Origin of the sequence: Glutamicibacter sp. MCAF14 (genome assembly GCF_052114325.1) — a bacterium.
In the GTDB taxonomy this organism is placed as follows: Bacteria; Actinomycetota; Actinomycetes; order Actinomycetales; family Micrococcaceae; genus Glutamicibacter; species Glutamicibacter arilaitensis.
Genome location: NZ_JBFREO010000004.1, coordinates 207,036 through 233,594 on the forward strand (window position 1 = coordinate 207,036; position 26,559 = coordinate 233,594).

General features: G+C 59.4%; 23 protein-coding genes and 4 tRNA genes. 20 read left to right on the top strand and 7 right to left on the bottom strand.

Features of this window, described 5'->3' with window-relative positions; all coding sequences use genetic code 11:
• Window positions 1-76: 76 nt before the first annotated feature.
• Complete coding sequence (locus tag AB4Y71_RS08475) at window positions 77-3,454, bottom strand: efflux RND transporter permease subunit (protein WP_441719585.1); 3,378 nt, start codon at window positions 3,452-3,454, stop codon at window positions 77-79.
• A 384-nt stretch (window positions 3,455-3,838) separates the two neighbouring features.
• Here AB4Y71_RS08475 and AB4Y71_RS08480 point away from each other — a divergent pair, with 384 nt between their 5' ends.
• Together AB4Y71_RS08480 and AB4Y71_RS08485 are read left to right on the top strand one after the other, a co-directional pair.
• Window positions 3,839-4,345 (top strand): OsmC family protein, encoded by a 507-nt coding sequence (locus tag AB4Y71_RS08480; protein ID WP_441719588.1) that lies wholly within the window; start codon window positions 3,839-3,841, stop codon window positions 4,343-4,345.
• A 35-nt stretch (window positions 4,346-4,380) separates the two neighbouring features.
• A complete protein-coding gene (locus AB4Y71_RS08485) occupies window positions 4,381-4,659 on the top strand; it encodes a hypothetical protein (protein ID WP_102597859.1) in 279 nt (92 codons plus the stop codon).
• 69 nt (window positions 4,660-4,728) lie between these two features.
• On the opposite strand, the gene AB4Y71_RS08490 is transcribed toward AB4Y71_RS08485, so the two are convergent.
• From AB4Y71_RS08490 to AB4Y71_RS08500, 3 genes are all read right to left on the bottom strand, one after another.
• On the bottom strand, window positions 4,729-6,222 hold the full coding sequence (locus AB4Y71_RS08490) for a malate:quinone oxidoreductase (protein ID WP_441720574.1): 1,494 nt from the start codon (window positions 6,220-6,222) through the stop codon (window positions 4,729-4,731).
• Window positions 6,223-6,294: 72 nt separating this feature from the next.
• Window positions 6,295-8,130: an ABC transporter substrate-binding protein gene (locus AB4Y71_RS08495; protein ID WP_441720576.1), complete on the bottom strand. Its 1,836-nt coding sequence runs from the start codon at window positions 8,128-8,130 to the stop codon at window positions 6,295-6,297.
• A 160-nt stretch (window positions 8,131-8,290) separates the two neighbouring features.
• Window positions 8,291-9,223: a 2-hydroxyacid dehydrogenase gene (locus AB4Y71_RS08500; RefSeq protein ID WP_441719591.1), complete on the bottom strand. Its 933-nt coding sequence runs from the start codon at window positions 9,221-9,223 to the stop codon at window positions 8,291-8,293.
• Window positions 9,224-9,396: 173 nt separating this feature from the next.
• Here AB4Y71_RS08500 and AB4Y71_RS08505 point away from each other — a divergent pair.
• From AB4Y71_RS08505 to AB4Y71_RS08530, 6 genes are all read left to right on the top strand, one after another.
• A tRNA-Lys gene (locus AB4Y71_RS08505) sits at window positions 9,397-9,469 on the top strand.
• A 49-nt stretch (window positions 9,470-9,518) separates the two neighbouring features.
• A tRNA-Lys gene (locus tag AB4Y71_RS08510) sits at window positions 9,519-9,591 on the top strand.
• Window positions 9,592-9,977: 386 nt separating this feature from the next.
• Window positions 9,978-10,050 (top strand) — tRNA-Lys (locus AB4Y71_RS08515).
• Between the two features lie 66 nt (window positions 10,051-10,116).
• Entirely contained in the window at window positions 10,117-10,608 is a 492-nt protein-coding gene (gene bcp / locus AB4Y71_RS08520) for a thioredoxin-dependent thiol peroxidase (RefSeq protein WP_102597855.1), read from the top strand.
• Between the two features lie 92 nt (window positions 10,609-10,700).
• Window positions 10,701-10,785, top strand: a tRNA-Leu gene (locus AB4Y71_RS08525).
• 118 nt (window positions 10,786-10,903) lie between these two features.
• The gene (locus AB4Y71_RS08530; protein WP_441719594.1) at window positions 10,904-11,464 is read left to right on the top strand and encodes a MarR family winged helix-turn-helix transcriptional regulator; all 561 of its coding nucleotides are present in this window, start codon (window positions 10,904-10,906) and stop codon (window positions 11,462-11,464) included.
• A 24-nt stretch (window positions 11,465-11,488) separates the two neighbouring features.
• Here AB4Y71_RS08530 and AB4Y71_RS08535 read toward each other — a convergent pair whose 3' ends face one another.
• Complete coding sequence (locus AB4Y71_RS08535; RefSeq protein WP_441719597.1) at window positions 11,489-12,952, bottom strand: SDR family oxidoreductase; 1,464 nt, start codon at window positions 12,950-12,952, stop codon at window positions 11,489-11,491.
• A complete protein-coding gene (locus AB4Y71_RS08540; protein ID WP_441719599.1) occupies window positions 12,949-13,779 on the bottom strand; it encodes a tryptophan-rich sensory protein in 831 nt (276 codons plus the stop codon). Before AB4Y71_RS08540 ends, AB4Y71_RS08535 begins: the two co-directional genes overlap by 4 nt.
• Before the next feature lie 115 nt (window positions 13,780-13,894).
• Here AB4Y71_RS08540 and AB4Y71_RS08545 point away from each other — a divergent pair, with 115 nt between their 5' ends.
• Genes AB4Y71_RS08545 through idi form a run of 8 tightly spaced genes read left to right on the top strand, consistent with a single transcriptional unit; the run spans window position 13,895 to window position 20,142 of the window.
• A complete protein-coding gene (locus AB4Y71_RS08545) occupies window positions 13,895-14,380 on the top strand; it encodes a MarR family winged helix-turn-helix transcriptional regulator (RefSeq protein WP_013348718.1) in 486 nt (161 codons plus the stop codon).
• Window positions 14,381-14,392: 12 nt separating this feature from the next.
• A complete protein-coding gene (locus tag AB4Y71_RS08550; protein ID WP_441719602.1) occupies window positions 14,393-15,496 on the top strand; it encodes a polyprenyl synthetase family protein in 1,104 nt (367 codons plus the stop codon).
• Between the two features lie 5 nt (window positions 15,497-15,501).
• Window positions 15,502-16,446 carry a phytoene/squalene synthase family protein gene (locus AB4Y71_RS08555; RefSeq protein WP_441719604.1) on the top strand — a complete coding sequence of 315 codons (945 nt, stop codon included), beginning with the start codon at window positions 15,502-15,504 and terminating at the stop codon, window positions 16,444-16,446.
• On the top strand, window positions 16,443-18,035 hold the full coding sequence (gene crtI, locus AB4Y71_RS08560; RefSeq protein WP_441719607.1) for a phytoene desaturase family protein: 1,593 nt from the start codon (window positions 16,443-16,445) through the stop codon (window positions 18,033-18,035). The genes AB4Y71_RS08555 and crtI overlap by 4 nt, the downstream gene beginning before the upstream one ends.
• Window positions 18,032-18,394, top strand: a complete 363-nt coding sequence (locus tag AB4Y71_RS08565) for a lycopene cyclase domain-containing protein (protein ID WP_013348722.1) — start codon at window positions 18,032-18,034, stop codon at window positions 18,392-18,394. Before crtI ends, AB4Y71_RS08565 begins: the two co-directional genes overlap by 4 nt.
• The gene (locus AB4Y71_RS08570) at window positions 18,384-18,740 is read left to right on the top strand and encodes a lycopene cyclase domain-containing protein (protein ID WP_441719610.1); all 357 of its coding nucleotides are present in this window, start codon (window positions 18,384-18,386) and stop codon (window positions 18,738-18,740) included. Before AB4Y71_RS08565 ends, AB4Y71_RS08570 begins: the two co-directional genes overlap by 11 nt.
• Complete coding sequence (locus AB4Y71_RS08575) at window positions 18,737-19,600, top strand: prenyltransferase (protein WP_013348724.1); 864 nt, start codon at window positions 18,737-18,739, stop codon at window positions 19,598-19,600. Before AB4Y71_RS08570 ends, AB4Y71_RS08575 begins: the two co-directional genes overlap by 4 nt.
• Window positions 19,601-19,626: 26 nt before the next feature.
• Window positions 19,627-20,142 carry an isopentenyl-diphosphate Delta-isomerase gene (gene idi / locus AB4Y71_RS08580; RefSeq protein ID WP_441719612.1) on the top strand — a complete coding sequence of 172 codons (516 nt, stop codon included), beginning with the start codon at window positions 19,627-19,629 and terminating at the stop codon, window positions 20,140-20,142.
• 158 nt (window positions 20,143-20,300) lie between these two features.
• Here the strand turns inward: idi and AB4Y71_RS08585 are convergent, their stop codons facing one another.
• Window positions 20,301-20,762: a hypothetical protein gene (locus AB4Y71_RS08585; protein WP_102597844.1), complete on the bottom strand. Its 462-nt coding sequence runs from the start codon at window positions 20,760-20,762 to the stop codon at window positions 20,301-20,303.
• Between the two features lie 583 nt (window positions 20,763-21,345).
• Here AB4Y71_RS08585 and AB4Y71_RS08590 point away from each other — a divergent pair.
• The 4 genes from AB4Y71_RS08590 (at window position 21,346) to AB4Y71_RS08605 (ending at window position 26,446) form a co-directional block, all read left to right on the top strand.
• Window positions 21,346-23,229, top strand: a complete 1,884-nt coding sequence (locus AB4Y71_RS08590; RefSeq protein ID WP_102597842.1) for an acetolactate synthase large subunit — start codon at window positions 21,346-21,348, stop codon at window positions 23,227-23,229.
• A 3-nt stretch (window positions 23,230-23,232) separates the two neighbouring features.
• On the top strand, window positions 23,233-23,751 hold the full coding sequence (gene ilvN / locus AB4Y71_RS08595; RefSeq protein ID WP_134780401.1) for an acetolactate synthase small subunit: 519 nt from the start codon (window positions 23,233-23,235) through the stop codon (window positions 23,749-23,751).
• Window positions 23,752-23,875: 124 nt separating this feature from the next.
• On the top strand, window positions 23,876-24,907 hold the full coding sequence (gene ilvC, locus AB4Y71_RS08600; RefSeq protein WP_013348730.1) for a ketol-acid reductoisomerase: 1,032 nt from the start codon (window positions 23,876-23,878) through the stop codon (window positions 24,905-24,907).
• Window positions 24,908-25,180: 273 nt separating this feature from the next.
• Window positions 25,181-26,446 (top strand): hypothetical protein, encoded by a 1,266-nt coding sequence (locus AB4Y71_RS08605; RefSeq protein WP_441719614.1) that lies wholly within the window; start codon window positions 25,181-25,183, stop codon window positions 26,444-26,446.
• Window positions 26,447-26,559 lie beyond the last annotated feature (113 nt).

Below are 26,559 nucleotides of genomic sequence, written 5' to 3' on the forward strand. Positions count from 1 at the left end.
GCTTTAACGACTTCGCCCCACATGATTCCCAACTGATTGCTGGGTTTCATGCGGGGCGAAGTCGTTGCTTGCTGGACTATGCTTCAGGCTTCTCGTTTGAGGCTTTCTTCATCATTTCCTCGAACTCTCTGCGTTCCTTGCGGGAGACCGGGATTTGTCCGGTCAGGGGATTGACCACTGCATCGGACGCAACGGCTGGCGCCGAGCGCTTGGCAGCAGGCTTGCCGCTGGCGGATGCTTTTTCATCCGCCCGGAGCTTGCCTGGTTTCGGTGATTGCTGCTCCGAGGCCACAGATGCTGCTGGGGCCGTGATCTTGGCGTGGACGCTATTCATGGCACGGGTCAGATCCTGTGTCGCGGTGTGCTGCTGGGCTGAATGCTTGCGCGCTGCACGTGCGTTAGCGTTCTTCTCCTTGCGGGACTCGACCAGGCGGTAGAGCACCGGCACCAGGATCAGCGTGAGCAAGGTGGAGGACACCAGGCCGCCGATAACCACGACCGCCAGCGGCTGGGAGATGAAGCCGGACTGGCCTGTCAGGCCCAAGCCCATCGGAACCAACGCGAAGATGGTTGCCAAAGCGGTCATCAGAATCGGACGCAGACGCTGGCGGGCACCTTGCATGATCGCTTCTTCCAGAGCCATTGCCGGGCGTTCTGGCGTATCTTCACGGTACTGGTTGATCAGGTCAATGAGCACAATCGCGTTGGTCACCACGATACCCACCAGCATCAGCATGCCGATCAGCGATGGCAAGCCCAGCGGGATGCCTGAGATCAGCAGCAAGCCGATGGCTCCGGTTGCCGCAAATGGAATCGAGACCAGCAAGACCAGCGGCTGGATCAGCGACTTGAAGGTCGCCACCATGATGACGTAAACAATCGCGATTGCCGCCAGCAACGCCAGGTACAGCTGGTTGAATGACTCAGCCTGCTCGGTAGCAGCGCCACCGAGTTCAGCGGTTGCACCCTCGGGCAGCTGCACCGATTCCAGGCGTTCGGTGACCGAAGCGGAGACCGCTCCGAGCATGTTCTCTGCCGGGGTCAGCGTGAGCGTGGCGATACGTTCGCCATTGGAGGTGGTGACCTGCTGGACAACATTGGCACGCTCAACTGTGGCCAGATCCTGCAGTTCCTTGACGCCGGTTGCGGTAGGGATCTTCAGCTCGCGCAGCTTGTCCATGCTGTTCAGATCCAAGCCCTGGCCAATCTGCACGGTCATATCCGTGTAGTCCAGGCGTAAGGTGCCTGCTGGCACAGGGGAGACCTGGGAGGCAACCATGCCAGCGAGCTGGCTCTCGGTCAGACCAGCTTGGGCAGCCTTTTCGGCATCAATATCGATTGATACCTGCTCGCGCTTGGCCGAGAGGTTATCGGAGAGCTCGGTAACGTGCTCGGTACCCTCCAAGGCTTCACGCATCGTGGAGGTCGCCTCACGCAAGATGTCCTCGTCCGGAGCCTTGATCTCTACCGTGACATCGCTGGACATCATGGCCGAGGAGTTCGAACCGAAGCTCAAGTTCAGATCCTTGGCCAGATCCAAGCCTTCGACCTGTTCCCGTACGGTGTTGGTCAGTGCTTCCTGATCTTCATCGGCGTTGGTGATCACGGTGAAACTGGCAGTATCGGAACCCGAGGAGAACATGGCGGCCATGCCGCTGGCACTGCCCACGGTCATCTGGACATCTTCAATTCCGTCGATTTCAGCCAGCTTGGCTTCAATCTTCGCCGCTTCTTTCTCAGTGGTTTCCATGGCAGTGCCAGATGGCATTTCTGCGGTGATGGAAATCGAGTTCTCTCCGGTGGAGCCAAGGAGGTTCGTATTCAGCAGTGGAGTCATCGCTACGGTGCCGGCAAGAATCAGTACCGAGGCGAGCAAGGTGATGACCGGGTGCTTCTGGGTCTTCTTCAGCACTGGAACGTAGGCACGCTGCAGCCAGGACTTGTCTTCAGCCACATGGACGGTTTTGGTTTCGCCGCTGCCTGGGCGATGAGGCAAGAACCAGTAAGCCAATACCGGAACGATAGTCAGCGAGACCAGCAGCGAAGCGAGCAAGGCGATGGTCATGGTCAGTGCGAACGGACTGAATAGTTCTCCGGCCATGCCGCCAACCAGCGCGATTGGCAAGAAGACTGCCACGGTGGTCAGGGTTGCTGCGGTAATTGCCCCGGCAACTTCCTTGACCGCCAGCAAGATGGACTGGGCCTTGGACTCGCCATGGGCCAGGTGGCGCTTGATGTTTTCAATGACAACAATCGAGTCATCCACCACGCGGCCAATGGAGATGGTCAACGCGCCCAACGTCAGCATGTTCAGCGTGTATCCGAAGACATTCATGCCGATGAAGGTTGCCATCAGCGAGAGCGGGATGGAGATCGCGGTAACCAAGGTTGAGCGGACCGAGAAGAGGAACACCAAGATGATGATCACTGCGAAACCAAGACCCAATGCGCCTTCCAAGGCCAGATGCTTGATGGAGTCCTCGATGAACGGGGCCTGGTCAAAGACCGTGGTGATGGTGGCCTTATGGCCCAATTCAGCTTCCAAGTCGGCAATCATGGCGGTTACCGCATGCGAGATGGCTACGGTATCGCCATCAGGAGTCTTGGTGACCTGGATGGAAAGCGTCTCTTCACCATTGGTTCGGGTAATGCTCGTTGCCTCATCGGCTTGCACCGAAACCTTGGCAACGTCCTGGAGCAGCACTGGGCCGTTGTCGGTGACCAGCGGGATCTGCTTGATGGCATCCAGGGTATCGGGAGTGGAACCGGCAATAACTGGCAGTTCCAAACCGTCGATATCCATGTTGCCAATTGGCATGGGGGAGCCGGCATTTTCAATGCCGTCCTTCAGATCCGCGACACTCAAACCAGCGTTTTGCATCTGGTCATCTTCCGGGATCACCGCAATGTGCTGGGAGGAACCGCCGGAGACCGATGCCTCACGCACGCCATCGATCTTCTGCAGCTTTGGCAAGGTGATGCGTTCTACCGCATCGTTGAGCTGTTCCAGCGACTGGTCAGAGGAGACGGCCAGGGCCAGTACCGGGAAGTCGGCGATGGAGCCGGCAAATGCGGTCGGTTCCACATCTTCAGGCAACTGGGCCTTGGAGTTGGCAATGGCACGCTCAACCTGGGTGCGGGCGCGGTCCATGTCCGTCCCGTATTCAAAGGTCAGGGCTATGCGGGTGAAGCCGGCCTGCGAGACGGCGCTGGAGGATTCCAGCCCTTCGACTGCCTGCAATGCGGTTTCCAGCGGCTCAGCCACTTGCTCATCGATGACCTCGGGGCTGGAACCCATTTGGGTTGCCATGACGGAGATTTGCGGAAATTCCAAAGCGGGAATCAACTCTTGTTTGAGCGATCCCATGGAAATCACGCCGAAAATGGCGGCGAAAACCGTGATGAGCGCGATCAGCGCCCGGTTTTTCAATGACAATGTGGCCAAGCGCTGCATGCGGGTGAGGTCCTAGCGGTGTCCTGGGTGAATGGGGCTTGCCTCTAACTCTAGTTGGTTGCAAATGTTCATCGGACGCCAGGTGGGGTAAAGCACGCAAAATCATCCCAATGGAGTACCCGTTATTGCTCGGAACGCTGGATCCGGTCGCGGCAACTGGTACTCGGTAGCGCCAGCTCTTCAGCGAACCCTGACCGTGCGTCCTGCAGTCAGGTAATTAGCCCCGGAATTCCGGGGAACACCCGATGGTGATCTCCTCAGGGGGAATGAGTGGTTAACCAGGTAGCAAATCCTCGTCGACTGCCAGGATCTTTCGGCCCAGTGCGCACGCATACTCGGTATATGGGAAAGTCCCACGGTAGTTGACAGGTGAGAAGGGCAGTCATGGATCGGGAAATCCTGCGCAGCGTGCAACGGCCATTGAAACAGCTGTACCGCGAGAAGCCACAGGCCGGAAGAATTCTATTGGAGGCCAGCGGAAGGCTCGGGGAAGAGGGGCTTTCCTGCTCGGTGCAAACAGGCCAGGCCTTGGTGAGCGCGGGCCTGCACCCATCCACCGGCGGGGACGGGACGATGGCCTGTTCCGGGGAGATGCTCCTGCAGGCGCTGGTTGCCTGTGCCGGAGTCACCATGGCGGCAGTCGCGGCCAACAGGTCGCTGGGCGTTGCCGGCAGCGTCCACGCCAGCGGTGTGCTTGATGTACGCGGCACCTTGGGCATGGATCCCGAAGTCCCGGTGGGATTCAGCTCGATCAAGCTCACTTTCAAGCTGCAAACCGACGCCAGCGAGCAGGACGTGGCACAGCTGATCGAGACCACGGAAAAGTATTGCGTGGTGCTGCAGACCTTGCATTGCCCGCCGGATATCGAAATCAGCGCTACTAGGCTCTGAGCAAACGGCCGCTGGAAGCATGGAAGACTGGAGTAATGACTGCACAGATGCCGATAGCGGTGCAAGCCACCGCGCAGCAGGGGATAAGGCGGCTGACCAGGATCCGCTACCGCTATTTCAGCTACGCCCTGCGTTTCGCCGATGGGCGGGAAGTCCACGGATTGGGCTGGGCCGAGGCGGACAAGCTGCTGCAAGGCTACCGGTATCCTGCCGATGCCTCGTGCACGCGCCACGGCGCTGAGCGGCATTGCCCCGCATTCGGTGCCGGAGCCTGGGTGGACTACCCCTACGGGCGGCCGCTGGCGCAGCAGTAGCCCGGCACTGCCCGGATACGCGAGAACCGCCCACCAGCACTGGTGGGCGGTTCTCTCGTTGCTTGGTGCTTACAGGCCCAGAGTCTTATCGGTGGCTGCCTTGACCTCAGCGTAGAGCGCTGGGTTTTCGTTCAGCTTCTGGCCGTAGGAAGGAACCATGTCCTTGAGCTTGGTCTCCCAGCCAGCGAACTGCTTGGGGAAGCAGCGCGAGAGCAGGCCGATCATGATCGGGGTTGCCGTGGATGCACCTGGCGAAGCGCCGAGCAGACCGGAGATCGAGCCATCCGAGGAAGTGATGACCTCGGTGCCGAACTGCAGTACGCCGCCCTTCTTGGCATCCTTCTTGATGACCTGGACACGCTGGCCAGCGGTGATCAGTTCCCACTTGGAGCCATCGGCTTCAGGGAAGTACTCCGCCAGCGACTCGTCCTTCTTGGCGCGGGACTTGAGAACTTCCTTGATCAGGTAAGTGGTCAGATCCAGGTTGTCCTTGCCAACAGCCAGCATCGGTATGATGTTGTGCGGACGCAGGGACAGCGGCAGATCCAGCTGGCCGGTGGACTTCAGGAAGTTCATCGAGAAGCCGGCGTATGGGCCGAACATCAGCGAGCGCTTGCCATCGACAAAGCGGGTGTCCAGGTGTGGAACCGACATTGGAGGTGCGCCGACCGAAGCCTGGCCGTAGACCTTGGCGTGGTGCTGGTTGATGATGTTCTCATCGGTGCAGCGCAGGAACTGTCCGGAGACCGGGAAGCCGCCGAAGCCCTTGATCTCATCGATGCCTGCCTTCTGCAGCAGTGGCAGTGCGCCGCCGCCGGCACCAACGAACACGAACTTGGCCTTGACGTTCTTCAGTGCGCCCGAAGCTTTGTCCTTGACGGTCAGCTCCCAGCCGGCACCCGAGCGCTTGATGCCCTGGACCTTGTGGCCGAAGTTCACCGAGGCGCCAGCGGCACCCAGTGAATCGGTCAGATCGCTAGTCAGGCGCCCGAAGTCGACGTCGGTACCGGAGACCACGCGCGAAGCGGCGACCTTCTGCGAGGCGTCGCGGCCCTTGGCAACAAGCGGGGTCCACTCGTTGATGGTGTCCAGGTCGTTGGTGATTTCCAGTTCCTCGAACAGCGCGTTCGGCTTCAGTGCCTCATAGCGGGTCTGCAGGTACTTGGAGTGGTCATCGCCGATGACGAATGACATATGCGGCAGGGCATTGATGAAGCCGTTGTCAGCAACGCGCTTGTTCTCAACAGCCCATGAGTAGAACTGGCGGGAAAGCTGGAACTGCTCGTTGATGCCAATGGCCTTGGCTGGATCTACCGATCCATCAGCCTTGGCGGCGGTGTAGTTCAGTTCGCATAGTGCCGAGTGACCGGTACCTGCGTTGTTCCATGGGGAGGAAGATTCCTGCCCAGCCTTGTCCAGGTTCTCAAAGAGACCGATAGACCAGGTTGGTTCCAGCTGGTTGATCATGGTGCCAAGGGTGGCACTCATGATGCCGGCACCGATTAGTACTACGTCAAAAGATTCGGTTGACGTTTCAGAAGGCACGAGGATCTCCATCGACAGTGATACTTTGCTCCCTCCCAGAGTAGACCTATATACCCGGGGGTTAGAAATCGTTAACTGGGTTAACGGTCGCTAACCTGAGATAGACGGTGAATTTGTCATCTGCACATCGGCGTAGCACTCATTGAGCATTGGTGAGGGCGGGTAGAAAGTGACATTTCCGTTAAACGCCAACGCAGAGATGGGGAAGACCAGTGGGAGTACGGGCAGATCAGCGTTCAAGGTGGTGAGAATATCCGCGTAGGCAGCGGTTTGCGCGTCGCCAGCAGGGATGGAACGAGCCAGCATGATCTGTGAGTCAAGTAACGGCGAGGTGTAGCCGAACTCATTCTCCTTGGAGGACAAAATGCCGGAAAGGAAGTCATCAGCCGAGCGGTAGCCGCCGGAGAAGCCCAGCAGGTGCAGCCCGTTGAAGTCCTTGGACTGCACGGTCTGGACATAACCATCGGTCCAGGCGATGGGACGGGGCTTGACCCGGATCCCCGCGGCTGCCAGATCATCTGCGATCTGCGCGAAAGTGCGTTCAGGAAGCGGCAGGTAGTTGCGCGAGACCCGCAGCGGATAGGCGAATTCGATTTCTTCGCCGTTGTAGCCCAAATCGGCCAGCAAGGTCTTGGCCTTGGTGGTGTCATGGTTGGGGGTTTCCTCGGGAGCGGGGATGCTCAAGGCAGAAGGCAGCAGGGTTGAAGCATTCTTGGAGCCCTGCAGGAACAATTTTTCGGCCAGCGAGGTGCGGTTGACCGCATGGGCAATGGCCATGCGGAATTCCGGCTTGGCCAGCCACTTATTGCGCTGGTCCATTCCCAGGTACAGCACCGAGAAAGGATCGCGCTGGACAACAACCTTGGCGTTACGTACCAGCGTGCGCATGGTGTCAACGGAGACCATGTCGAAGCCATCGATTTCATCGGCCAGCAAGGCGCCTTCACGGTTATAAGGCGACGGAACCGAAGAGATCAGGGCAACTTCAGGATGCGTCTTGTTTTCGGCCAGCCGGGACTGATTCCAATAATCCTTGAAGATCTCCAAGCGCACCACACCGTCCTTATTGGATACGAAGGTGTATGGGCCGGTTCCCACAGGCTTAGTGGAAAGCGACTGGGCTGGATTCTCCTTGGGCCCGCCGGTCAACGCGCTTGGTGCAGCGATGGCCATGCCCGGCAAGGTCAACGCTTCAATCAGCCCTGGCAGACGGCGGCGCAGATTCAAGGTGACCAGATAGGTATCGGTGGCTTTCATGGACTCGAAGTAGCTTGCCGTTCCACCCTTGGACTTGCCTTCGAAGAGGTCGGTCTTGTACTGCGTGGCCAGCTCTTCGAGCTGCTTGAGGCGCAACTGCTGGGCAGCGAGTTCTGCCTCGGTTGGGTCTTCAACGCCTTGGAACTCTTTTTCGAGGTCCTTTACGGTGGGAAGCTTGGGAATATCGGAGCCGAAGTGGAAAACATCCGTAAAGCCCTGGGTGGAGTCTGCACGCAGCGTAGCTGACAAGTTCTCCCAGCGGCTGAAGTTCGCGACGACCGCCTTGGCATTCAATTCGGTACCGTCATGGAAGAGCACGCCCTGGCGCAGGGTAAAGGTGTAGCGCAATCCGTCGGGGCTTTCGGTCCAAGCCTCAGCCAGGCCGGCTACCGCGCCACCGGTATCGGGATCGATGTCGATCAGAGTCTCGTAAACCTGGCGGGTGACGCGGAAAGATTCGTTATCTGCCACAATGGCCGGATCAAACTTCACCGGGGGAGCGGCGGCTGCCAGACGCAAGGTCCGTGGAACCGGAGTCGAGCTGGCGGAAGCAGCTGGCGAGGCGGAACCAGCGGTTCCCGAATTGCCGGTGCAGGCGGCCAAAGCCAGTGCGGTCGTCGCCAAAGTACCGGTCAGCAATGCGCGTCGTGATACGAGATTCAATGGCATATCGGGCACTGGGATAACTCATCTTCCTTTGGGCAAGTATTGCTGCTTTGCGCAGGGAACAAGCAAGGAACTTCGCGCAAAGGTATTTATCAAAGATAGCGCACTAAAGCGATGGCTCCGGGAGCTAAAACTCCCGGAGCCATCAACTGAGACGAAATCGTTAGCTGCGGTGCACGAGGTTCTCGCCGTCGTGCTCAGCTGCCCAGGATTGGACCTGCTTCTTGAGCAGCTTCACCATGCGAGGGAAGAATGCCTTGGTGTTGCCTCCGTTATGCGGAATGACCAGGGCGTTGGGGTGCTGCCACAATGGATGATCGACCGGTAGCGGTTCTGGATCAAAGACATCCGAGGCCATGTTCAAGCGACCTGAAGCAACTTCTGCCACTATCGCATCGGTCTGCACTACCGGCCCGCGTGCAACGTTGACTACTGTCGCACCGTCTGGAAGCTGGGCGAGCAGTTCTGCATCCACCAGGTGATGGGTCGAGTCGTTGAGCGGAACGATCAGGATCAGCACTTCGATCTCGGCGGCACGCGCTGCAAGATCTGCGGTGGCGAAAACCTGTCCGTGCTCATCGGTTCGAGCAGTAGAGCCGAAGCGAAGCAGATTCACTTCAAAGGGTTCCAGGCGCTTGCGGATTTCTTCTCCGATGCCGCCAACGCCTACCAATGCCACGGTGCGGTCAGCCAAGCCAGGCCACTGCTGTGGATTCCAATGCCCGGATTGCTGGTCGCGTACAGCCTGGGGGTAGCCGCGCAAGGAAGCGATGGCCAAGCCGATGGCCATCTCGGCGGTAGCTGCCGCATGGACGCCGGCAGCCGTGTTGATGTCGGCGCGATCACCGATCAAGTCAACCATTCCGTCGTAGCCGGTGGTTTGGGTCTGAACGATCTTCAGGTTTGGCGCCTGGCGGATGTTCTTGAGCCGTTGCGGGGATGCCATATACGGAAGGACTGCAATCTCAATATCCTCCAGTGAGGTCCGGGGTTCGTTCTCCAAGTCCCAGAGCACAGCTTTGAGGTTTTCTGGAATCGGACCGACTGCGTCGATGAGTTCTTGGGTCGGGAATGAAATTGTTCGTTGGCTGCTCATGGAATCACTGTACAAACACCTTTCATGCTTTGGTAGTAACCCCTAGTCATCTCCTGTAATGAAGGTCACCGCTGAATGCCGGCCCCCGAATTTGCGCTGAGGGAAATTGCTGGTAAAGTTTTATCTCGTTGCGAAAGCGCGAAGCCCAAAAAGCTTCTAGAACATCGCAGCGGGCGCCTCTAGCTCAATTGGCAGAGCAAATGACTCTTAATCATTAGGTTCCGGGTTCAAGTCCCGGGGGGCGCACGAACAAATTGTTCGGCTTGCCAGGCAACTTGTTTGCATAAATAAATACGCGCTTTTAGCTCAATTGGTAGAGCAAATGACTCTTAATCATTAGGTTCCGGGTTCGAGTCCCGGAGGGCGCACAAAACAAAGGCCAGACTTCTGTCTGGCCTTTTTTGTTTTTCCTAGAGAGGCAAGGCGAGCCGAAGGCAGGGTAGATGCGCTAGGGCTCTGACTCATCGCCTTGCGACCCGGGAGCCGCATTTGCGGCGCCAAAGGCCGCGGCGATCAGCGGTTGCGCCCAAGGCATTGATGGGCTGCTAAGGGGGAGAGTGAATGCGAGCTGGGAAAAAGTTATTTGTGTTTTAGATTACTTCGAAGTCGGATTGATGATGTTATTGTATATTTGACTAGTACTTTTGTGGATCAGGATCGACTACTGGGCTATTTTTGATTTCATGCAACTTCTGCCTATGATTGTCTACGTCGCAAAGACGAGTTCGTAAAAAGAACTAGTCAGAGCGAATAAGCGCCTTTAGCTCAATTGGTAGAGCAAATGACTCTTAATCATTAGGTTCCGGGTTCGAGTCCCGGAGGGCGCACAGTAGATCCGATCTGATTCATCAGGTCGGATTTTTTGTATACCGCAAAGAAAAGAGGATCAGCTCATGAGTACTCCCGAGAAGACTAGCCGTCTAACCGCCGGTGACCAGGCCCCTGATTTCACCTTGCAGGACGCTGCTGGCAATTCGGTAGCCTTGGCAGATTACCGCGGCAAGAAGACCATCGTGTACTTCTACCCAGCAGCATCCACCCCGGGTTGCACCAAGCAGGCCTGCGACTTCCGTGATTCGCTCGAATCCTTGCAAGGCTTGGGCTATGCAGTATTGGGAATTTCCCCAGACAAGATCGCCAAGCTGGAAAAGTTTGTCACAAAGGAAGAGCTGAACTTCCCGCTGCTCTCCGATGAAGACCATTCCGTAGCTGAGGCTTACGGAGCATGGGGAGAAAAGAAGAATTACGGCAAGGTGTACGAGGGCTTGATTCGCTCCACCATCGTGGTGGACGAAGAGGGCAAGGTTGCATTGGCTCAATACAACGTGCGTGCCACCGGGCACGTAGCCAAGCTGCGCCGTGACTTGGGTATTGACCCCAAGTAGAGTCTGCCCTTATCTGATTTCATATCAGGCAAGAGTTCCGCTACACTAAATGAGGTCGCCTTCAAGGAAACGCTGTTTCCGGTGTAGCGCTAGCGAGTATGGCGGAATTGGTAGACGCGCTGGATTTAGGTTCCAGTGTCTTCGGACGTGAGAGTTCAAGTCTCTCTACTCGCACCAACAAAACCCTGCGGTCTGCTTCCATGAGCCGCAGGGTTTTTTGCATGCATCCGCATGCCGGCCATGAGGCGTAGGATCCAGGTAGGCCAGCGGCCGCGTTCTGAACAGGAGAAGCACTATGGCAGCGAAGGATCTGCCCACCATGTATGGGCTTTCCGAATCCGACCCCGAGCAGAAGCTGATCATCCGGACGGGCATGTCCGCGTCGGATCTGGAGCAAATCGACCGGATCATGGCTGAAATGGGCCGGATGCGCCAGATTGAGCGCCGGATCATGCGCAGCTCCCAGGAATTCATGAAGCTCAACGAGACTGATATGCGCGCAATCCGCAAGATCATCTCTGCCAAGCATGCAGGAAGATCGGTCACCCCAGGCGAACTGAGCCAGTATCTGGGAATTTCCAGCGCCTCGGTCACCAAGATGATTGACCGCTTGGAAGCCCATGGCCATGTGCTGCGCACCAAGCATCCTACCGACCGCCGTTCCCAGTGCCTCGAGGTGACTGAGGAAACCCACTTGGCGGCTCGCGATCAAGTCGGACGCCATCATGCCAAGAGGTTCGAAGCTGCCAGCAGGCTCAGCAGTGAAGAACGCGATGTGGTGATCAAGTTCCTTGCCGGCACCTCGGATGCCATGGAAAGCAGCCTTGGTTCTCCTTTGGATGATGACGCCCGCTAAGTGAAATCCGCGGCGCGACGATATTCAGTCGGCCTCGTGCTTTTGCGCCGCGCGGACGATGTTCGCGATGGTAGCCGGGAAGATAGCTGCATGGAAGGGGTATACCGCCCACCAGTAGCAGCGTCCGGCAAGGCCTCGTGGGAAGAACACGGCCCGCTGGATCAATTCGGTTTGCCCATCTGAGCCCTTCTGGATTCTGTAATCCAGCCATGCCCGTCCAGGTGCCCGCATTTCCGCGCGCAGGCGCAGCAAACTGTTCTCCTCCAAGGCTTCCACGCGCCACCAGTCCAGTACATCTCCCAGCGCCAGGGTGCTGTGCGAGCGCCTGCCACGCCGGGAGCCTACTCCGCCGGCCAGCGTGTCCAGCAGGCCGCGCAGCTTCCACAGGCCGGGGAAAGCGAAATACGTTGATTCTCCGCCGAGCCGTTGCAGCACGCTGAACAGCTGTGCCTCGGTTGCGGTGGTGGTAGCACGGCGGATATCGGTGTAGGCCTTGTGTCCGGACCAGTCCGGATCCGAGGGCAGCGGCTCTGCCGGAGCGGTCACCGGGTGCGCAGTAGCCCAGCTGGTTGGCACCGCGTCCGCATCCATCTTCTCCAATGCCAGCTGCACGGCCCTGCGGTAGTCGCATAATCCTTCGGCGGGCGGGGCAATGAGTTCATCGATCTCCCGGGAACCCATTACGCAATCATGCTGCAGGGACTGGACCAGCGCCGAAGCAAGGGTGCGGGGCAAGGGGGTGACCAGGTTGACCCAGTGCGAGGCCAGCCGCGGGGTGAGCAGGGGAAGCGCCCAGATTTTCGGTTCGCGCAACCCGGCAACCTGCGCGTAGATCTTCATCAGCTGGGCGTAGGTGTAACTGGAAGGGCCTCCAATGTCATAGGTTTTATGGACCGGGCGCGGCAAGTCTGCGCAGGCGGCCAGGTAGTGCAGGGCGTCGCGGATGGCTATGGGCTGGACCCGATTCAACACCCAGCGCGGGGCTGGCATCACCGGCAGGACCTCGCTCAGGTGCCTGACCATCTCGAAGCTGGCTGATCCGGAGCCAATCACCAGCCCGGCCTGGAGCACCAGGGTATTAGCCGAAGTCGAGAGGATCTCGCCCACGGCCACGCGCGATGCCAAATGCTCGCTGAGCGCCCCGGCCGGATGCAAGCCCGAGAGGTAGACCAGCTGGCTAACTCCTTGTTCGCCCGCTGCTTGGGCCATGACCTGCGCGCAGGCTTTCTCCTGTGCTGTGAACTGGCGGGTTGAGGACATTGAATGCACCAGGTAGTAGACCAGGTCCGCATCCTTGCACAGCTTCGCCACTGCGGCGGGATCCTGCAGATCGCCTTCCACGACTTCAACTTGGCCGCGCCAGGGCACATCGCGCAGCCGCTGCGCATCGCGGGTGAAAACCCTGACCTGATGCCCCTTGCCCAACAGCAGCGGCACCAGGCGTCCGCCGATATATCCGCTTGCTCCGGTGACAGCTACCAGGCTCATGGCGCTGGCACCCCGCGCTTGCGCCAGGCGATGGCGATGGACCCGAGCAGCAAAAGCGCGGCGCATGCCAGCGCTGCGTACCCGACCAATTCAGACTGGTTGCTGCCGGCCAGCCGGCTCTGGCCAATCCAAGCCAATCCCCAGACCATGGCCAAGGCAGTGAAGATCCTGCCCGAGTAGGCGCTGGTGCCAAGCCCGATTGCTACTGCCACTGCCAACAAGGCTACGGCCAGCCCTGGCGCCCAGGATGCGTTCTCGCCGAAACCCAGTGAGAGCAGCCAGGCAGAGGTGTTGGCGATGCTGGCCACGCAGACCCAGCCCAAGTAGATGCCGAAGGTCAACCACATGATCCAGTATTCGGTGCGCGAGCTCGGGGTTCGGGACACCATGATGGTCAGCATCCAGACCAGGCATGCCACGAGGATGAAGATCACCGCGACGCTCACACCTAGCAGGCCCAGCTGGACCACGGTAATCCAAGCCGCGTTCAGCAATGCGGAAAGCAATGCCGGGACGCGCAGACTGGCTGCCCAGTCCGAGCGCCGTCCCGCGGCAGTGAGCTGGAAGATTCCGTAGACGGCCAGTCCTGTGTAGATCACGCTCCAGATCGAGAAGGCTGGTCCGGCGGGAGCCAAGAGCGTTGAATCGGCGCCCAGGTATCCTCCGGCTGCTTGCTGGATCGGGGTGCCGCCCAGTGCGCCGCTTCCGATGAAGGAGACTGCGATGGCCAGCACCAAGGCAATTGCGGTGATCACCGGCAGCGTCCAGGACACTGCAGGTGCGCGGGTTGGAGGGGAGGTGCTTGGGTAATCCGGCGAACTGCTCATGGGGTGCTCCCGAGGTCGGTGGAAAAGTTTTTCCCGTTTCGAGTCGACAAAACGAGATAGTTAAACCATGATGTATCTAGACAAGCTAAATATCAACTTAGCGAGAGAAATAATCATGGAATGTTCACCTCCGTTGAACAGCTCGGAAGTCTTCCGGATGCTGCTCAGCCTCCATCGGTCCTATGAACTGTGTGAAACGCGCCTGCGCCACCGGCTTGACCTGAACGATACAGACCTGCGCGCGGTGAACCTGCTGCGTTCCATGCAAACACCCAGCTCCGGTCAGCTGGCACGTGAACTGGGCGTTTCCTCGGCAGGAATCACCTCGGTGCTGGACCGGCTCGAGGCCCGAGGGCTGATAGAGAGAAAGCACCACCCAGCGGACAGACGGCGCACGATGGTGGCCGCAGGGCCCCGATTCCCGGAAGCCACCGGCCCAGGGCAAGTGCTGCTGCGCGGCGTGCACAAGTTCTACGCGCAACTGGATCCCCCTGGGCGCAGGAATCTGGCAGAGCTGCTGCAACAGGCCCGCACAGAGCTGGATCAGAGCGGAACGACCAGCGATGAAAACCAAGCAACCCCCGACAAATCCTTTCAGTAGGGAACCATGACCATGCATACCGCAACACACTTGGCCCAGCCGGCCACAGCCACCAGCGCGGCAATCGGCTCCGGGCTCATCGATGGACCTACCCGGCAAAAAATCAGCGACCGGCTGGAGGAGATCGCTGTCCAGGCCCAGCGGCGCAGCGCCGCCTACTCGGCGCAGACCGCACTGCTCTGGTCCCGCATTTCCAAAAGCCTGGCTACCGGCAAGCTCATGCGACCTTCGCTGGTGATGCTCGGCTACCGGGCATTTGGCGGCGGCAATGAGGCGCGCGCCATCGACCTGGGCTGCGCTTTCGAGCTGCTGCACGCGGCACTGCTGATCCATGACGACGTGGTGGACCGGGACTTCATGCGCCGCGGGAAAGCGACAATCTCAGCGCTGTACCGCGACCAGGCATCAGCCTCCGGACGCAGCTTGGCCGATGCCGAGCATGCGGGAAATTCCGTCGGGATCATCGCCGGAGACCTGCTGATCAGCGAAGCGATCAAGCTCGCTGCCCGGGCCGCGGCCGGAAGCGACAGCGAAGCGGGTGTGGAGCAGGCCTTCTTCGAAGCCATCGAGCAAGCAGGAGCCGGAGAACTAGAGGACCTGCTCTACTCGCTGGGATCAGCCGCCGCCACGACCAGCCAGGTGCTGCGCATGGAGCAGATGAAAACGGCGGCCTACTCCTTCCAGCTGCCCCTGCAGGCAGGAGCCCTGCTGGCCGGTGCCCATCCCGGGCAGGCAGAGGCCATCGGCGCGGTGGGCTGCCAGCTGGGAGTCGCCTACCAGATCATCGATGATGTGCTGGGCACCTTCGGTGATCCGGCGCAAACCGGGAAGTCAATTGAATCGGACCTGCGCGAATTCAAGAGCACCATCTTGCTGGCTCTGGCCAGCGAGGACAAGGAATTTGCCGCGCTGCTGAGCGGATTCCGCGACGGGAAAGTGGACGCAGGCCGGATCCGCCATGAGCTGGCCGCCCAGGGCACCGAGCGCTTCGCCAGGCAGCTGGCCAAGCAGCTGTGTTCCCGGGCCACCGGATCCTCGGCCTTCCTGGATCTGCCCGAAGAAGCACGGACGCTCTTGCACCAATGCAGCGCCCTGATCCTGGAACGGAGCAGCTGATAGCCATGACCCGTGAATTCTCGAGTACCGATACCACCGGCACCGCCGCCTTGGATCACTACTCGCGTGCCGCCTCGCGCAGCGCAAGGGTAGTGCTGGGCGAATACTCCACCTCCTTCTCGCTGGCCTGCAGGCTGCTGGATGCCTCCAGCGCCGGGCACATCGCCAACATCTATGCCCTGGTGCGCCTAGCCGATGAGATTGTGGACGGAGTGGCCTTCCAAGCCGGCCTGGATGATCCTGCCATCGGTGCGTGCCTCGACGAGCTGGAAGCAGAAACCCTGCGCGCCATGGACCGCGGATACAGCACCAACATGGTGGTCCACGCTTTTGCCATCACGGCCCGGGCCACCGGTATCAAAGCCGAGCTCACCACCCCGTTCTTCGCCTCCATGCGCGCGGATCTGTCTACAGGGGAGCATGATGCGCGCAGCTTGCAGGAGTACATCTACGGCTCGGCGGAAGTCATCGGGCTGATGTGCCTGCAGGTCTTCGCGGCGATGCCCGGCGCCCCGCAGTTGAACCGCGCCGAAGAACAACGCACCAAACTCGCTGCCCGCAGCCTGGGCGCGGCCTTCCAGAAGGTCAACTTCCTGCGCGATTTGGCGCAAGACAGCCAAGAACTGGGCAGAACCTATTTCCCGGGCATGGACCCGGAAGGCTTCGATGAGCAGGGCAAGGCCCTGCTGGTAGCCCAGATCAACCAGGACCTCGCCGCGGCCCGCGCCGGGTTGCCCTACCTGGCCCCGCAGGCAGCCCGCGCGGTGCGCCTGGCCCATGACCTGTTCCAGGAGCTGAACGTTCAGCTGGAGAAGGTTCCGGCCGCCGCTCTGCTGCGCACCCGCATTTCGGTCTCCGCGCCGCGCAAGGCGATGATCGCCCTGCGCGTGCTGCTGGGCGCCGGCACCCCCTCGCACCACAAGCCAAGAATGGAAGTATCAAGCAGATGAACCACCAAGACCAAGAGGTCGTTGTCATTGGCGGCGGGTTCTCCGGCCTGGCCAGTGCCGGGCTGCTGGCGGCCCGGGGCGGCAAGGTCACCTTGATTGAACAGCAGGAGCATCCCGGCGGGCGCTCCGGGCGCCTGGAGCGCGAGGGATTCCGCTTCGATACCGGGCCCTCCTGGTACCTGATGCCCGAGGTCTTCGATCACTGGTTCAGGCTCATGGGCACCAGCACCGCCGAACAGCTTGATCTGCGCGAACTGCCCACCGGCTACCGCGTCTTCTTCCAGAACCGCCAAGCACCAGCGGACTTCGGAACCGGCGCTGAAGCCAGCGACCTGTTCGAAACCCTGGAGCCAGGCAGCGCACCGGCACTGGAGAGCTATCTGCGCACCGCTAAGGAAGGCTATGAACTGGCCTTGGAGCATTTCCTCTACGACGATTTCCATTCGCTGAAATCGCTGCTTGATCCAAGGATCCTGCGCCGGGCTCCGCAGCTGGCAAAGCTGCTGTCCACCAGCCTGCAGAGCCACGTGGCGCGCCGCTTCGCCAGCAATGAAATCCGCCAGGTGCTCGGCTACCCGGCAGTGTTCCTGGGATCAAGCCCGGAGAAAACCCCGGCCCTCTACCAGCTGATGAGCCACCTGGACTTGGCCGACGGGGTGAAATACCCGATGGGCGGCTTCGCCGCCGTAGCCGACGCAATGGCGCAGCTGGCTCGAAAGCACGGGGCGCAAATCCAGCTGGGCGCCACCGCAACAGCCATTGAAACCAGTACGGGGAAGAACCCGGCGGTCAGCGCGGTGCGCTGGATCGATGCAAGCGGCACGCTGCACCGCACACCGGCAACCAAAGTCATCGGTGCGGCCGATGTCCGCCACCTGGAAGGCGAGCTGCTGCCCGAATCGCTGCAGACCCATACCGCAAAGAGCTTCGCGCGCAAGGACCCTGGACCCAGCGCGGTGCTGCTCTGCCTGGGAATCAAGGGCAAGCTGCCGCAGCTGGAACACCACAACTTGCTGTTCACCGAAGACTGGTCGGAGAATTTTTCGCGCATCCGCCAAGGAAGGGAACTGGAGCCGGAAACCAGCATCTATGTCTGCAAGCCCAGCGCCACCGACCCGGGCACCGCGCCGGAAGGCTGCGAGAACCTGTTCATCCTGGTTCCAGCTCCGGCATTGCCCGAATGGGGCAGCGGCGCGGCAGATGGCCAAGGCGATGCGGCCGTCGAAGCGGTCGCGGAGGCGGCCATTGACCAGCTCTCGGCCTGGGCGCGCATCGATGATCTGCGCGAGCGAATCGTGGTGCGCCAGAGCATCGGTCCGGGCGACTTCGCACAGCAGTACGGCGCCTATCGCGGAGGCGCGCTGGGCCTGGCCCACACCCTTGGGCAAAGCGCGATGCTGCGCCCTGGCAACCGCAGCGCCAAGGTGGAAGGGCTGTACTATGCCGGCAGCACCGTGCGCCCGGGAATCGGCGTGCCGATGTGCCTGATCAGCGGGGAGCTGGCCGCGAAAGCGGTGCTGGGGATCAAGGACGCCGGCCCGATGCCTGAACACCGGTCTGCCGTGCGCGCGCAGGAGGCAGGAGCATGATCTACCTGGGCACCTTGGTATTCCTGCTCGTCTGCATGGGCCTGCTGGACGCAAAGGGCAAGCTCTTCATCTTCCGGCATCCGCTGCGCGGGTTCCTGGCCTTGGCGCTGGGTACCGGTTTCTTCGTGTTCTGGGACGTGCTGGCAATCAGGGCAGGAATTTTCCTGCACAAGGAATCACAGTTCATGACCGGGATCATGGTTGGCGAGCAATTTCCGCTGGAGGAAGTCTTCTTCCTGGTGTTCCTGTGCTATTGCTCCATGATCGCCTTTACCGGGTTGCCTGTGGCGGCCCGGGCACTGCGCAATCGGCGCCTGGATACCGTGGGGCGCAGGCAGGGAGGAAGCCATGTTTCTTGAAATGAGCTTGATCTTCCTGGCCGCCGCGGCAGCCGTATTCGCCGCCGGGATGGCGGTGGGCAAGCAGAGCCTGCGCTCGGTGGCCAAGCCGTTGGGTGCCGCAATGGCGCTGATGCTTGCGCTCACCGCAGTATTCGACAATCTGATGATTGCCGCAGGGCTTTTCGGCTATGGCAGCGGCACGCTCTCCGGCTGGCGCATCGGTCTGGCCCCGATTGAGGATTTCTTCTACGCCGCCTGCGCGGTCCTGCTAGTACCTGGACTGTGGTGGCTGCTGGGCTTTGGCAGTACCGGTTCCAGTACTAGCGCTTCAGAAGGAAGCACAAGCAGAAAGGATGGCTCATGATCCGCGGAATTGTGGCCAGCTCCCGGCCGATCTCCTGGGTGAATACCGCTTACCCCTTTGCAGCGGCCTATCTGCTGGCTGGAGGGGGAGTCGACTGGAAATTCATTCTCGGCACGGTATTCTTCCTGTTTCCCTACAACCTGCTGATGTACGGGGTGAACGATGTCTTCGACTACGAGTCGGATATGCGCAATCCGCGCAAGGGAGGAATCGAGGGGGCGGTGCTTTCCAAGCAGAGCCACAAGGCGCTGCTTATCGCATGCACGGTGTGCTCGCTGCCTTTCCTCATCGTGCTTGCTGCCGGCGGCGATGCAGCATCCAATATCACTCTGGCAGTTTCCATCTTCGCAGTGCTGGCTTATTCGGCACCGAGGCTGCGTTTCAAGGAACGGCCGGGCCTGGACTCGCTGACCAGCGCGGTGCACTTTGTCTCGCCGGCTGTGTACGGGTGGGTGCTGGCCGGTTCGGCCGTGCAGGCGGAGCAATGGATGGTTTTCTTGGCGTTCTTGCTGTGGGGGATGGCAAGCCATGCCCTGGGGGCCATCCAGGATATTATTCCGGACCGCCAAGGCGGGCTGGGCTCGATTGCCACCGTGTTGTCGGCTCGCAAGACCATCTACCTGGTTCTGGCCTGCTATTTGCTGGCTGGTGGGCTGGTGGCTGTGGGTGTTTCGGGGATTGGCCGCTGGGCGGCAGTGCTGTCGCTGCCCTATGTGCTCAACGTCCTACCGCATCTTGGAATCAGCGACGCAAGCTCGGGTACGGTTAATCGAGGTTGGAAGAGATTCCTCTGGATCAATTACCTGTGCGGTTTCCTGCTGACCATGCTCCTGATCTTTTCAGCGTTTTTCACCTACTAGTCCCGGATGGGGATACAAGGAATTCAATGGACGTCATTTTGCTTTCGGAGGAAGGCCAGCGGATTGGCACCTGCCCGAAAGAATTAGTTCACACCACCGATACCGTGCTGCATCAGGCATTCTCCTGCCATGTGCGCAATGAAGCAGGCGAAGTACTGGTGACGCGCCGTGCGCTGTCCAAGGTGACCTGGCCAGGAGTTTGGACGAACTCCTTCTGCGGGCATCCGCAGCCCGGTGAAAGCTTTGAAGAGGCCATTGCGCGCCATGCGATGCACGAACTCGGTTTCAAGGTCTCCGCTATCGAGCCGGCGTTGCCGGACTTCCGCTATCGGGCCGTGGATGCCTCGGGAACCGTGGAAAACGAAATCTGCCCGGTTTTCACTGCAGTTATCGACAGCGAAATCACCGCAAACCCGGATGAAGTCATGGACTACTGCTGGGTGGATCCGGCAAAGCTCGGCCAAGCCCTGCGCGCCACTCCGTGGGCCTTCAGCCCGTGGCTGGTCATGCAGGCAAAGGGCATCGCACTCTACGCCGCGTAGCTAGGCCGGCCCGGCCCGAAATCGCCAGTTCTGCCAGAGCTCGCGGGTGCCGGGGCAGGCGCCGGAAGTGCTGTGCACAAAAAGGTCCTCTGGCCGCCAGGTTCATATTTGAACCTGGTGGCCAGAGGACCTTTTGCTTTTGGAAAGTCGTTTATTGGCTAGACGAAGTTTTCAGTGCCTTCGATAGTGTTCATGAAGTGATCCATGAAATCAGCGAAGTCTTCTGCATCCGACTTCTGGTCGATGGTGGCGCCGATGCTGACCGCGTCGTCTACGTGGAAGTCCACACTTGGCGCTTCGGGGATGTTGAAGCGGAACACGCGGCCCGAAGAAATTGCTACTTCATAGCCGCCATCGCTGAGCTCGGCCAGCTGGTTCACGTTCGTGTTGTTGATATTGATAGCGTCTTCAGATGATTCCAAGCTGTTTGCGTTGACTGGCGCAATGATCAGTTCAGCTGGTTGGCGTCGATATCCAATGACCTTGAGCCCTCCGGAACCGGCGACGCCGGTGCCTGCCACGAGGTTGTAGCTGGCGAAGTTGGGGATCTGCGAGTCGAAGGCCGCATGGAGGCGGGCCTTGATCTGCTCGGCTGGATTTTCGTCTGGGCGGTTGTCCATACCTCCTACTCTACCGATAACTTTGGACAATTTGATCAGTCGCATCATTTATCGAAATATGTCATCGACACGTCATGGGTTATCCGATTGGTCATATTGACTTCTAGGATGGAAATTATGAGCCAGGATGCTAACCCATGCTTCATGCCATGATCCCGTGTGGTCATTGATGTGATTCATGCATCTCTTGGATCAACGCTGTAAGCGGAGCGGCCTGGACGATAGGCGGCTTCCGCACGGCAACTGGTGCTGGTCGCCGGTAAACCTCGCTTCGACTGGTGCGTTTAGGGCCAGTTGAACGAAAATGCTGAAGGTTGAACGTATTACTACGTCCAACCTTTGGACATCTATCTCATATAATGAGATAAACAGGGTGTCTAGTTGCTCTTTGCCGTGAGGTGGAGAAAACTAGAGGCATGCAAACAAGCACCGATGTACTACTAGTTATCAGGCGCGGAGCCTGAGCCGCTATCCAAGAGAACGGATAGTGCATCGGTAACGCGCAAGCCCCCTTTCGTCAATCGTGACGGCCGCGGGGCGTTTTTTATGCGTAAACGAAGAGATAGAAATGGAAAGGATCCCGATGAGCAACTCAACACCCGCCAATCCGGCGTCGGTTGCGAAGTCAATCAATCGAACCAAGGATGCCCCCGCCGCTGTCTCTTCCGTTGTGGAGGCTTCGAACCCGGTACAGGGTCCGAATAATATCGTTGCTCCCACACAGATGACGGGCTCACAAGCCATCGTCCGCTCGCTGGAAGAACTGGGCGTCAAAGACGTCTTCGGATTACCAGGTGGGGCCATCCTTCCCACCTATGATCCACTGATGGATTCGACCAAGATCAACCACGTCTTGGTCCGCCACGAACAGGGTGCCGGCCATGCCGCACAGGGTTACGCTATGGTGAGCGGGGAAGTGGGCGTCTGCATCGCCACTTCCGGTCCAGGCGCAACCAACCTCGTCACCGCACTGGCCGATGCCAATATGGACTCGGTGCCAATGGTGGCAATCACCGGTCAGGTCAATAGCGCATTCATTGGCTCTGACGCATTCCAGGAAGCAGACATTGTCGGCATTACGATGCCGATTACCAAGCACGCTTTCTTGGTCACCAACCCAGAAGATATCCCGCAGACGCTGGCAGCTGCTTTCTACCTGGCACAGACCGGTCGTCCCGGTCCGGTGCTGGTGGATATCACCAAGGATGCCCAGACTGCGGACATGACCTTCTCCTGGCCGCCAAAGGTCGATTTGCCCGGGTACCGGGTGGTTACCCGCGGACATAACAAGCAGCTGCGTGAAGCTGCCAAGCTCATCGCTTCGGCAACTCGCCCGGTGCTGTACGTCGGCGGCGGCGTGATCAAGGCCAACGCCCATGAGCAGCTGAAGGAATTCGCAGAATTCATCAACGCTCCAGTGGTCACCACGCTGACCGCACGCGGCGCCTTCCCGGACTCGCACCAGCAGCACGTAGGCATGCCAGGCATGCACGGGGCCGTTTCTGCAGTGACCGCACTGCAGCAGTCGGACCTGCTGATTACCCTCGGTGCCCGCTTCGATGACCGCGTCACCGGCGTGCTATCGTCCTTCGCGCCAAACGCCAAGGTAATCCACGCCGATATCGACCCTGCTGAAATCTCGAAGAACCGCGTCGCCGATGTGCCTATCGTGGGCTCGCTGGATGAAATCATCCCGCAGCTGCACGAAGCCTGCGCCACCCGCTTTGAAAATGAAGCCCAGCAGGATCTGACCGGCTGGTGGGGACTGCTCAACCGCCTGCGCGAAACCTACCCAATCGGCTACACCGAAACCCATGATGGACTCTCGGCTCCGCAGAACGTCATCGGGCGCATCGGCGAGCTGACCGGTCCTGAAGGCGTTTATGTGGCAGGCGTAGGCCAGCACCAGATGTGGGCCGCGCAGTTCGTCAAGTACGAGCGCCCGCGCTCATGGCTGAACTCCGCAGGCCTGGGCACCATGGGCTACTCGGTACCCGCAGCAATGGGTGCCAAGGTAGCGCAGCCGGACCGCGTGGTGTGGGCTATTGACGGTGATGGCTGCTTCCAGATGACCAACCAGGAGCTGGCCACCTGCGTGATCAACCAGATCCCGATCAAGGTTGCCATCATCAACAACTCTTCGCTGGGCATGGTACGCCAGTGGCAGACCCTGTTCTACGATGGCCGCTACTCGAACACCGATTTGAACACCGGACACGGCACCGCCCGCATCCCGGACTTCGTGAAGCTGGCTGATGCCTACGGTTGCGTGGGCCTGCGTTGCGAACGCGATGAGGATATCGATGCCACCATCCAGAAGGCACTTCAGATCAATGACCGCCCGGTAGTCATCGACTTCGTGGTCTCGGCCGATTCCATGGTGTGGCCAATGGTCCCATCGGGTGTCAGCAATGACCAGATCCAGATTGCCCGCGGCATGACCCCTGAATGGGAAGAGGAGGACTAGAACATGGCAAAGCATACGCTTTCGGTACTGGTAGAAGACGTTCCCGGCGTGCTGACCCGCGTCGCCAGCCTTTTTGCCCGCCGTGCCTTCAACATCCACTCGCTGGCTGTAGGCCCCACGGAAATTCCCGGCATCAGCCGCATGACCGTGGTGGTGGACGCCGAGGGGGATTCCCTGGAGCAGGTGACCAAGCAGTTGAACAAGCTGGTCAACGTCATCAAGATCGTGGAACTGCTGCCGGAAACCTCGGTACAGCGCGACCACATCATGATCAAGGTGCGCGCCGATGCGGCTACGCGCCTGCAGGTGACCCAGGCCGCGGAACTCTTCCGTGCCTCGGTGATCGACGTTTCCACCGATTCGCTGGTGGTTGAGGCCACCGGCAACGCAGCGAAGATCGATGCACTGCTGGCAGTACTTGAGCCATTCGGCATTCGCGAAATCGTCCAGGCCGGCACGCTGGCTGTGGGACGCGGATCGAAGTCGATGAGCGACCGTGCCTTGAAGACGCTGTCCGCCTAAGCGCACCACGACTTCAAAAGACACGAACTACAAAATTTAGATACTTGGCACCTAGCTTAGAAGAAAAGCAAAAGTGCCTAAGCACAAGACTTCTTTATCAGAAGCACAAATAAGGAGAATTACAGTGGCTGATCTGTATTACGAAGACGACGCAGACCTCTCGATCATCCAGGGCAAGAAGGTAGCTGTCATTGGCTACGGCTCCCAGGGCCACGCCCACGCACTGAGCCTGCGCGACTCGGGTGTCGAGGTTATCGTCGGCCTGGCTGAGGGCTCGAAGTCCCGTGCCAAGGCTGAAGCCGAAGGCCTGAAGGTCGCTACCGTTGCCGAGGCAGCTGCTTGGGCAGATGTCATCATGATCCTGACCCCGGACCAGGTCCAGGCTCAGGTCTACACCGAGTCGATCGCAGAGCACCTCGAAGAGGGCAACGCACTGTTCTTCGGCCACGGCTTCAACATCCGCTTCGGCTTCATCCAGCCACCAGCCAACGTTGACGTGGCACTGGTTGCTCCAAAGGCGCCAGGTCACACCGTACGCCGCGAATTCGAAGCTGGCCGCGGTATCCCGGACCTGATCGCAGTGGAGCAGAACTTCACCGGCGGCGCCAAGGAACTGGCTCTGTCCTACGCAGCAGGCATCGGCGGCACCCGTGCCGGCGTTATCGAGACCACCTTCACCGAAGAGACCGAAACCGACCTGTTCGGCGAGCAGGCTGTGCTCTGCGGCGGTACCTCCCAGCTGGTCCAGTACGGCTTCGAAGTCCTGACCGAAGCTGGCTACAAGCCAGAAATCGCCTACTTCGAGGTGCTGCACGAGCTGAAGCTGATCGTTGACCTGATGTGGGAAGGTGGCATCGCCAAGCAGCGCTGGTCCATCTCCGACACCGCTGAGTACGGCGACTACGTCTCCGGCCCACGCGTCATCACCCCCGAGGTGAAGGAAAACATGAAGGCTGTCCTGGCTGACATCCAGTCCGGTGCTTTCGCAAACCGCTTCATGGAAGACCAGAAGGCAGGCGCTCCAGAATTCAAGGAACTGCGTGCCAAGGGTGAAGCGCACCCAATCGAGACCACCGGCCGCGAACTGCGCTCGCTGTTCTCGTGGATCTCGGATGCATCCTCGGATGACTACGTAGATGGTTCCGTAGCCCGCTAATTGCGAGCTGACAACTAGCTTCAGAAGCTGAAAACCGTTGGCCCTGAACGATAGAAATATCGTCTAGAGCCAGCGGTTTTCGTTAAAATGCATGCTGCGTCCATTCTGCGATGGGCGCATCGAAAACGGAGCGGCACTCCTGCTGTGCGCTGAAGTGCCGCGGCCTGAAGGAACTTTAGTATTCAATCTTTTAGTGTAAGAATTGTTCCGGGCGAGAGCAGAACGAACAATGCCGCCGCCGCTGTTCAATAGCTGATAGTTCAAGGAGCAAAAGTGGCTAGCGAAGATATTGAGATCGTTTCTGATGGAAATGGCGTGGCAGTCCTTGGCGAACGCAGCGTCGTTGACAAATTCGTGGAATCCGTCGGCTTGATTTCCAAGGAACTGCCCTTGGAACGCGTAAGCAAAGCAGCTGGCCTCAGTGCAACCGCGATGCAAGCCGGTAGCGGGATTGCGCAGACGTCCGGACGCTGGATCAAGCTCTCGGAAGACTCAGCACGGATCTTCAATGCCAAGAACCTGATGGCTGGATCGGAGAACGGCCTGGCGCGTGCAGTCGTCATGAAAGATGGCAAGATCAGCAATTTGCTTGAAATCGTCACCAGCCCAACGGCGATGCTTTCAAACCCGGCTGTTCTGGCAGGCGTGGGTGGGATCATAGCCCAGTACGCGATGCAGCAGAGCATGGATGAGATCACCGATTACTTGAAGGTGATCGACGAGAAAATTGACGATATCCTCCGTGCGCAGAATGACGCGGTCCTAGCGGATCTTGATGGTGTTGGAATGCTCATCGATGATGCCATAGTCGTGCGCGACCAAGTGGGGCATATCGGCGAGACGACATGGTCAAAGGTTCATTCTAATGCCAAGACCATCGCAACGACCCAGTCCTATGCGCTGCGGGCCTTGGCAGGATTAGCTGAAAAGCTGGAAAACAAAACGAAGATGGGTGAACTGGCCAGGATCACCCGCGAGATCGAATCAAAGGCCACCCAGTGGTTGGCAGTACTGGCACGATGCTTCCAACTCGAAGACGGCATGTCTGTTCTGGAACTGGACCGTGTCCTCAACGGCTCTCCTGACGAACTGGAGAATCATCGAATCGCGCTGCAGATCGCGCGCGAACGCAGAATCGCACACATTACGAAGGTGACTGAGCAGCTTCTTGAGCGAATCGCTGTCGTCGCCGGACTGGCAAATTCAAAGGTGCTGCTGCATCCGAAGTCATCGAGCGAAGTCGTGAAGGCGACGAATGCCGTCTCGAATGATCTAGTGGAGTTCCAAAGCCGATTGGGAATCGAGAGCGCCTACGGGGCACTGGAGTCAAAGAAGTGGCTCAAGGCTGTCTCCGAGGTTCGGGACAAGGTGACTGATGCAGGCGCTGATGGCTTGAGCGCAATCAAGCAGTTTGGGGACGACACGAAGAACCGTGCCTTGGACAAAGCCGAGGACGTAGCAACTTCATTTGCCGAGAATATCAAGAAGAGCCGCAATGGGGAGTCCGCGAAGGATTCTCCAGAAGCCATTGAGAAGTAGGAGCTGGCGGAACTAGATTCTTCCCTCGCACTTGGCTCCATTACATTTCAAATAAATCGACCTCGGCTGATCCTCATGAGAGGAATCAACCGAGGTCGATTTTTTAGTCTGCT

Bases quoted from the DNA above. Each gene is read 5' to 3' on its own strand.
- AB4Y71_RS08545 (WP_013348718.1), top strand. From the start codon at position 13,895: ATGGAATGTTCACCTCCGTTGAACAGCTCGGAAGTCTTCCGGATGCTG.
- AB4Y71_RS08555 (WP_441719604.1), top strand. From the start codon at position 15,502: ATGACCCGTGAATTCTCGAGTACCGATACCACCGGCACCGCCGCCTTG.
- AB4Y71_RS08475 (WP_441719585.1), bottom strand. From the start codon at position 3,454: ATGCAGCGCTTGGCCACATTGTCATTGAAAAACCGGGCGCTGATCGCG.
- AB4Y71_RS08550 (WP_441719602.1), top strand. From the start codon at position 14,393: ATGCATACCGCAACACACTTGGCCCAGCCGGCCACAGCCACCAGCGCG.
- AB4Y71_RS08585 (WP_102597844.1), bottom strand. From the start codon at position 20,762: ATGGACAACCGCCCAGACGAAAATCCAGCCGAGCAGATCAAGGCCCGC.
- AB4Y71_RS08575 (WP_013348724.1), top strand. From the start codon at position 18,737: ATGATCCGCGGAATTGTGGCCAGCTCCCGGCCGATCTCCTGGGTGAAT.
- AB4Y71_RS08480 (WP_441719588.1), top strand. From the start codon at position 3,839: ATGGATCGGGAAATCCTGCGCAGCGTGCAACGGCCATTGAAACAGCTG.
- AB4Y71_RS08535 (WP_441719597.1), bottom strand. From the start codon at position 12,952: ATGAGCCTGGTAGCTGTCACCGGAGCAAGCGGATATATCGGCGGACGC.
- AB4Y71_RS08570 (WP_441719610.1), top strand. From the start codon at position 18,384: ATGTTTCTTGAAATGAGCTTGATCTTCCTGGCCGCCGCGGCAGCCGTA.
- ilvN (WP_134780401.1), top strand. From the start codon at position 23,233: ATGGCAAAGCATACGCTTTCGGTACTGGTAGAAGACGTTCCCGGCGTG.
- AB4Y71_RS08540 (WP_441719599.1), bottom strand. From the start codon at position 13,779: ATGAGCAGTTCGCCGGATTACCCAAGCACCTCCCCTCCAACCCGCGCA.
- AB4Y71_RS08485 (WP_102597859.1), top strand. From the start codon at position 4,381: ATGACTGCACAGATGCCGATAGCGGTGCAAGCCACCGCGCAGCAGGGG.
- AB4Y71_RS08500 (WP_441719591.1), bottom strand. From the start codon at position 9,223: ATGAGCAGCCAACGAACAATTTCATTCCCGACCCAAGAACTCATCGAC.
- AB4Y71_RS08530 (WP_441719594.1), top strand. From the start codon at position 10,904: ATGGCAGCGAAGGATCTGCCCACCATGTATGGGCTTTCCGAATCCGAC.
- AB4Y71_RS08590 (WP_102597842.1), top strand. From the start codon at position 21,346: ATGAGCAACTCAACACCCGCCAATCCGGCGTCGGTTGCGAAGTCAATC.
- bcp (WP_102597855.1), top strand. From the start codon at position 10,117: ATGAGTACTCCCGAGAAGACTAGCCGTCTAACCGCCGGTGACCAGGCC.
- AB4Y71_RS08565 (WP_013348722.1), top strand. From the start codon at position 18,032: ATGATCTACCTGGGCACCTTGGTATTCCTGCTCGTCTGCATGGGCCTG.
- idi (WP_441719612.1), top strand. From the start codon at position 19,627: ATGGACGTCATTTTGCTTTCGGAGGAAGGCCAGCGGATTGGCACCTGC.
- crtI (WP_441719607.1), top strand. From the start codon at position 16,443: ATGAACCACCAAGACCAAGAGGTCGTTGTCATTGGCGGCGGGTTCTCC.
- AB4Y71_RS08495 (WP_441720576.1), bottom strand. From the start codon at position 8,130: ATGCCATTGAATCTCGTATCACGACGCGCATTGCTGACCGGTACTTTG.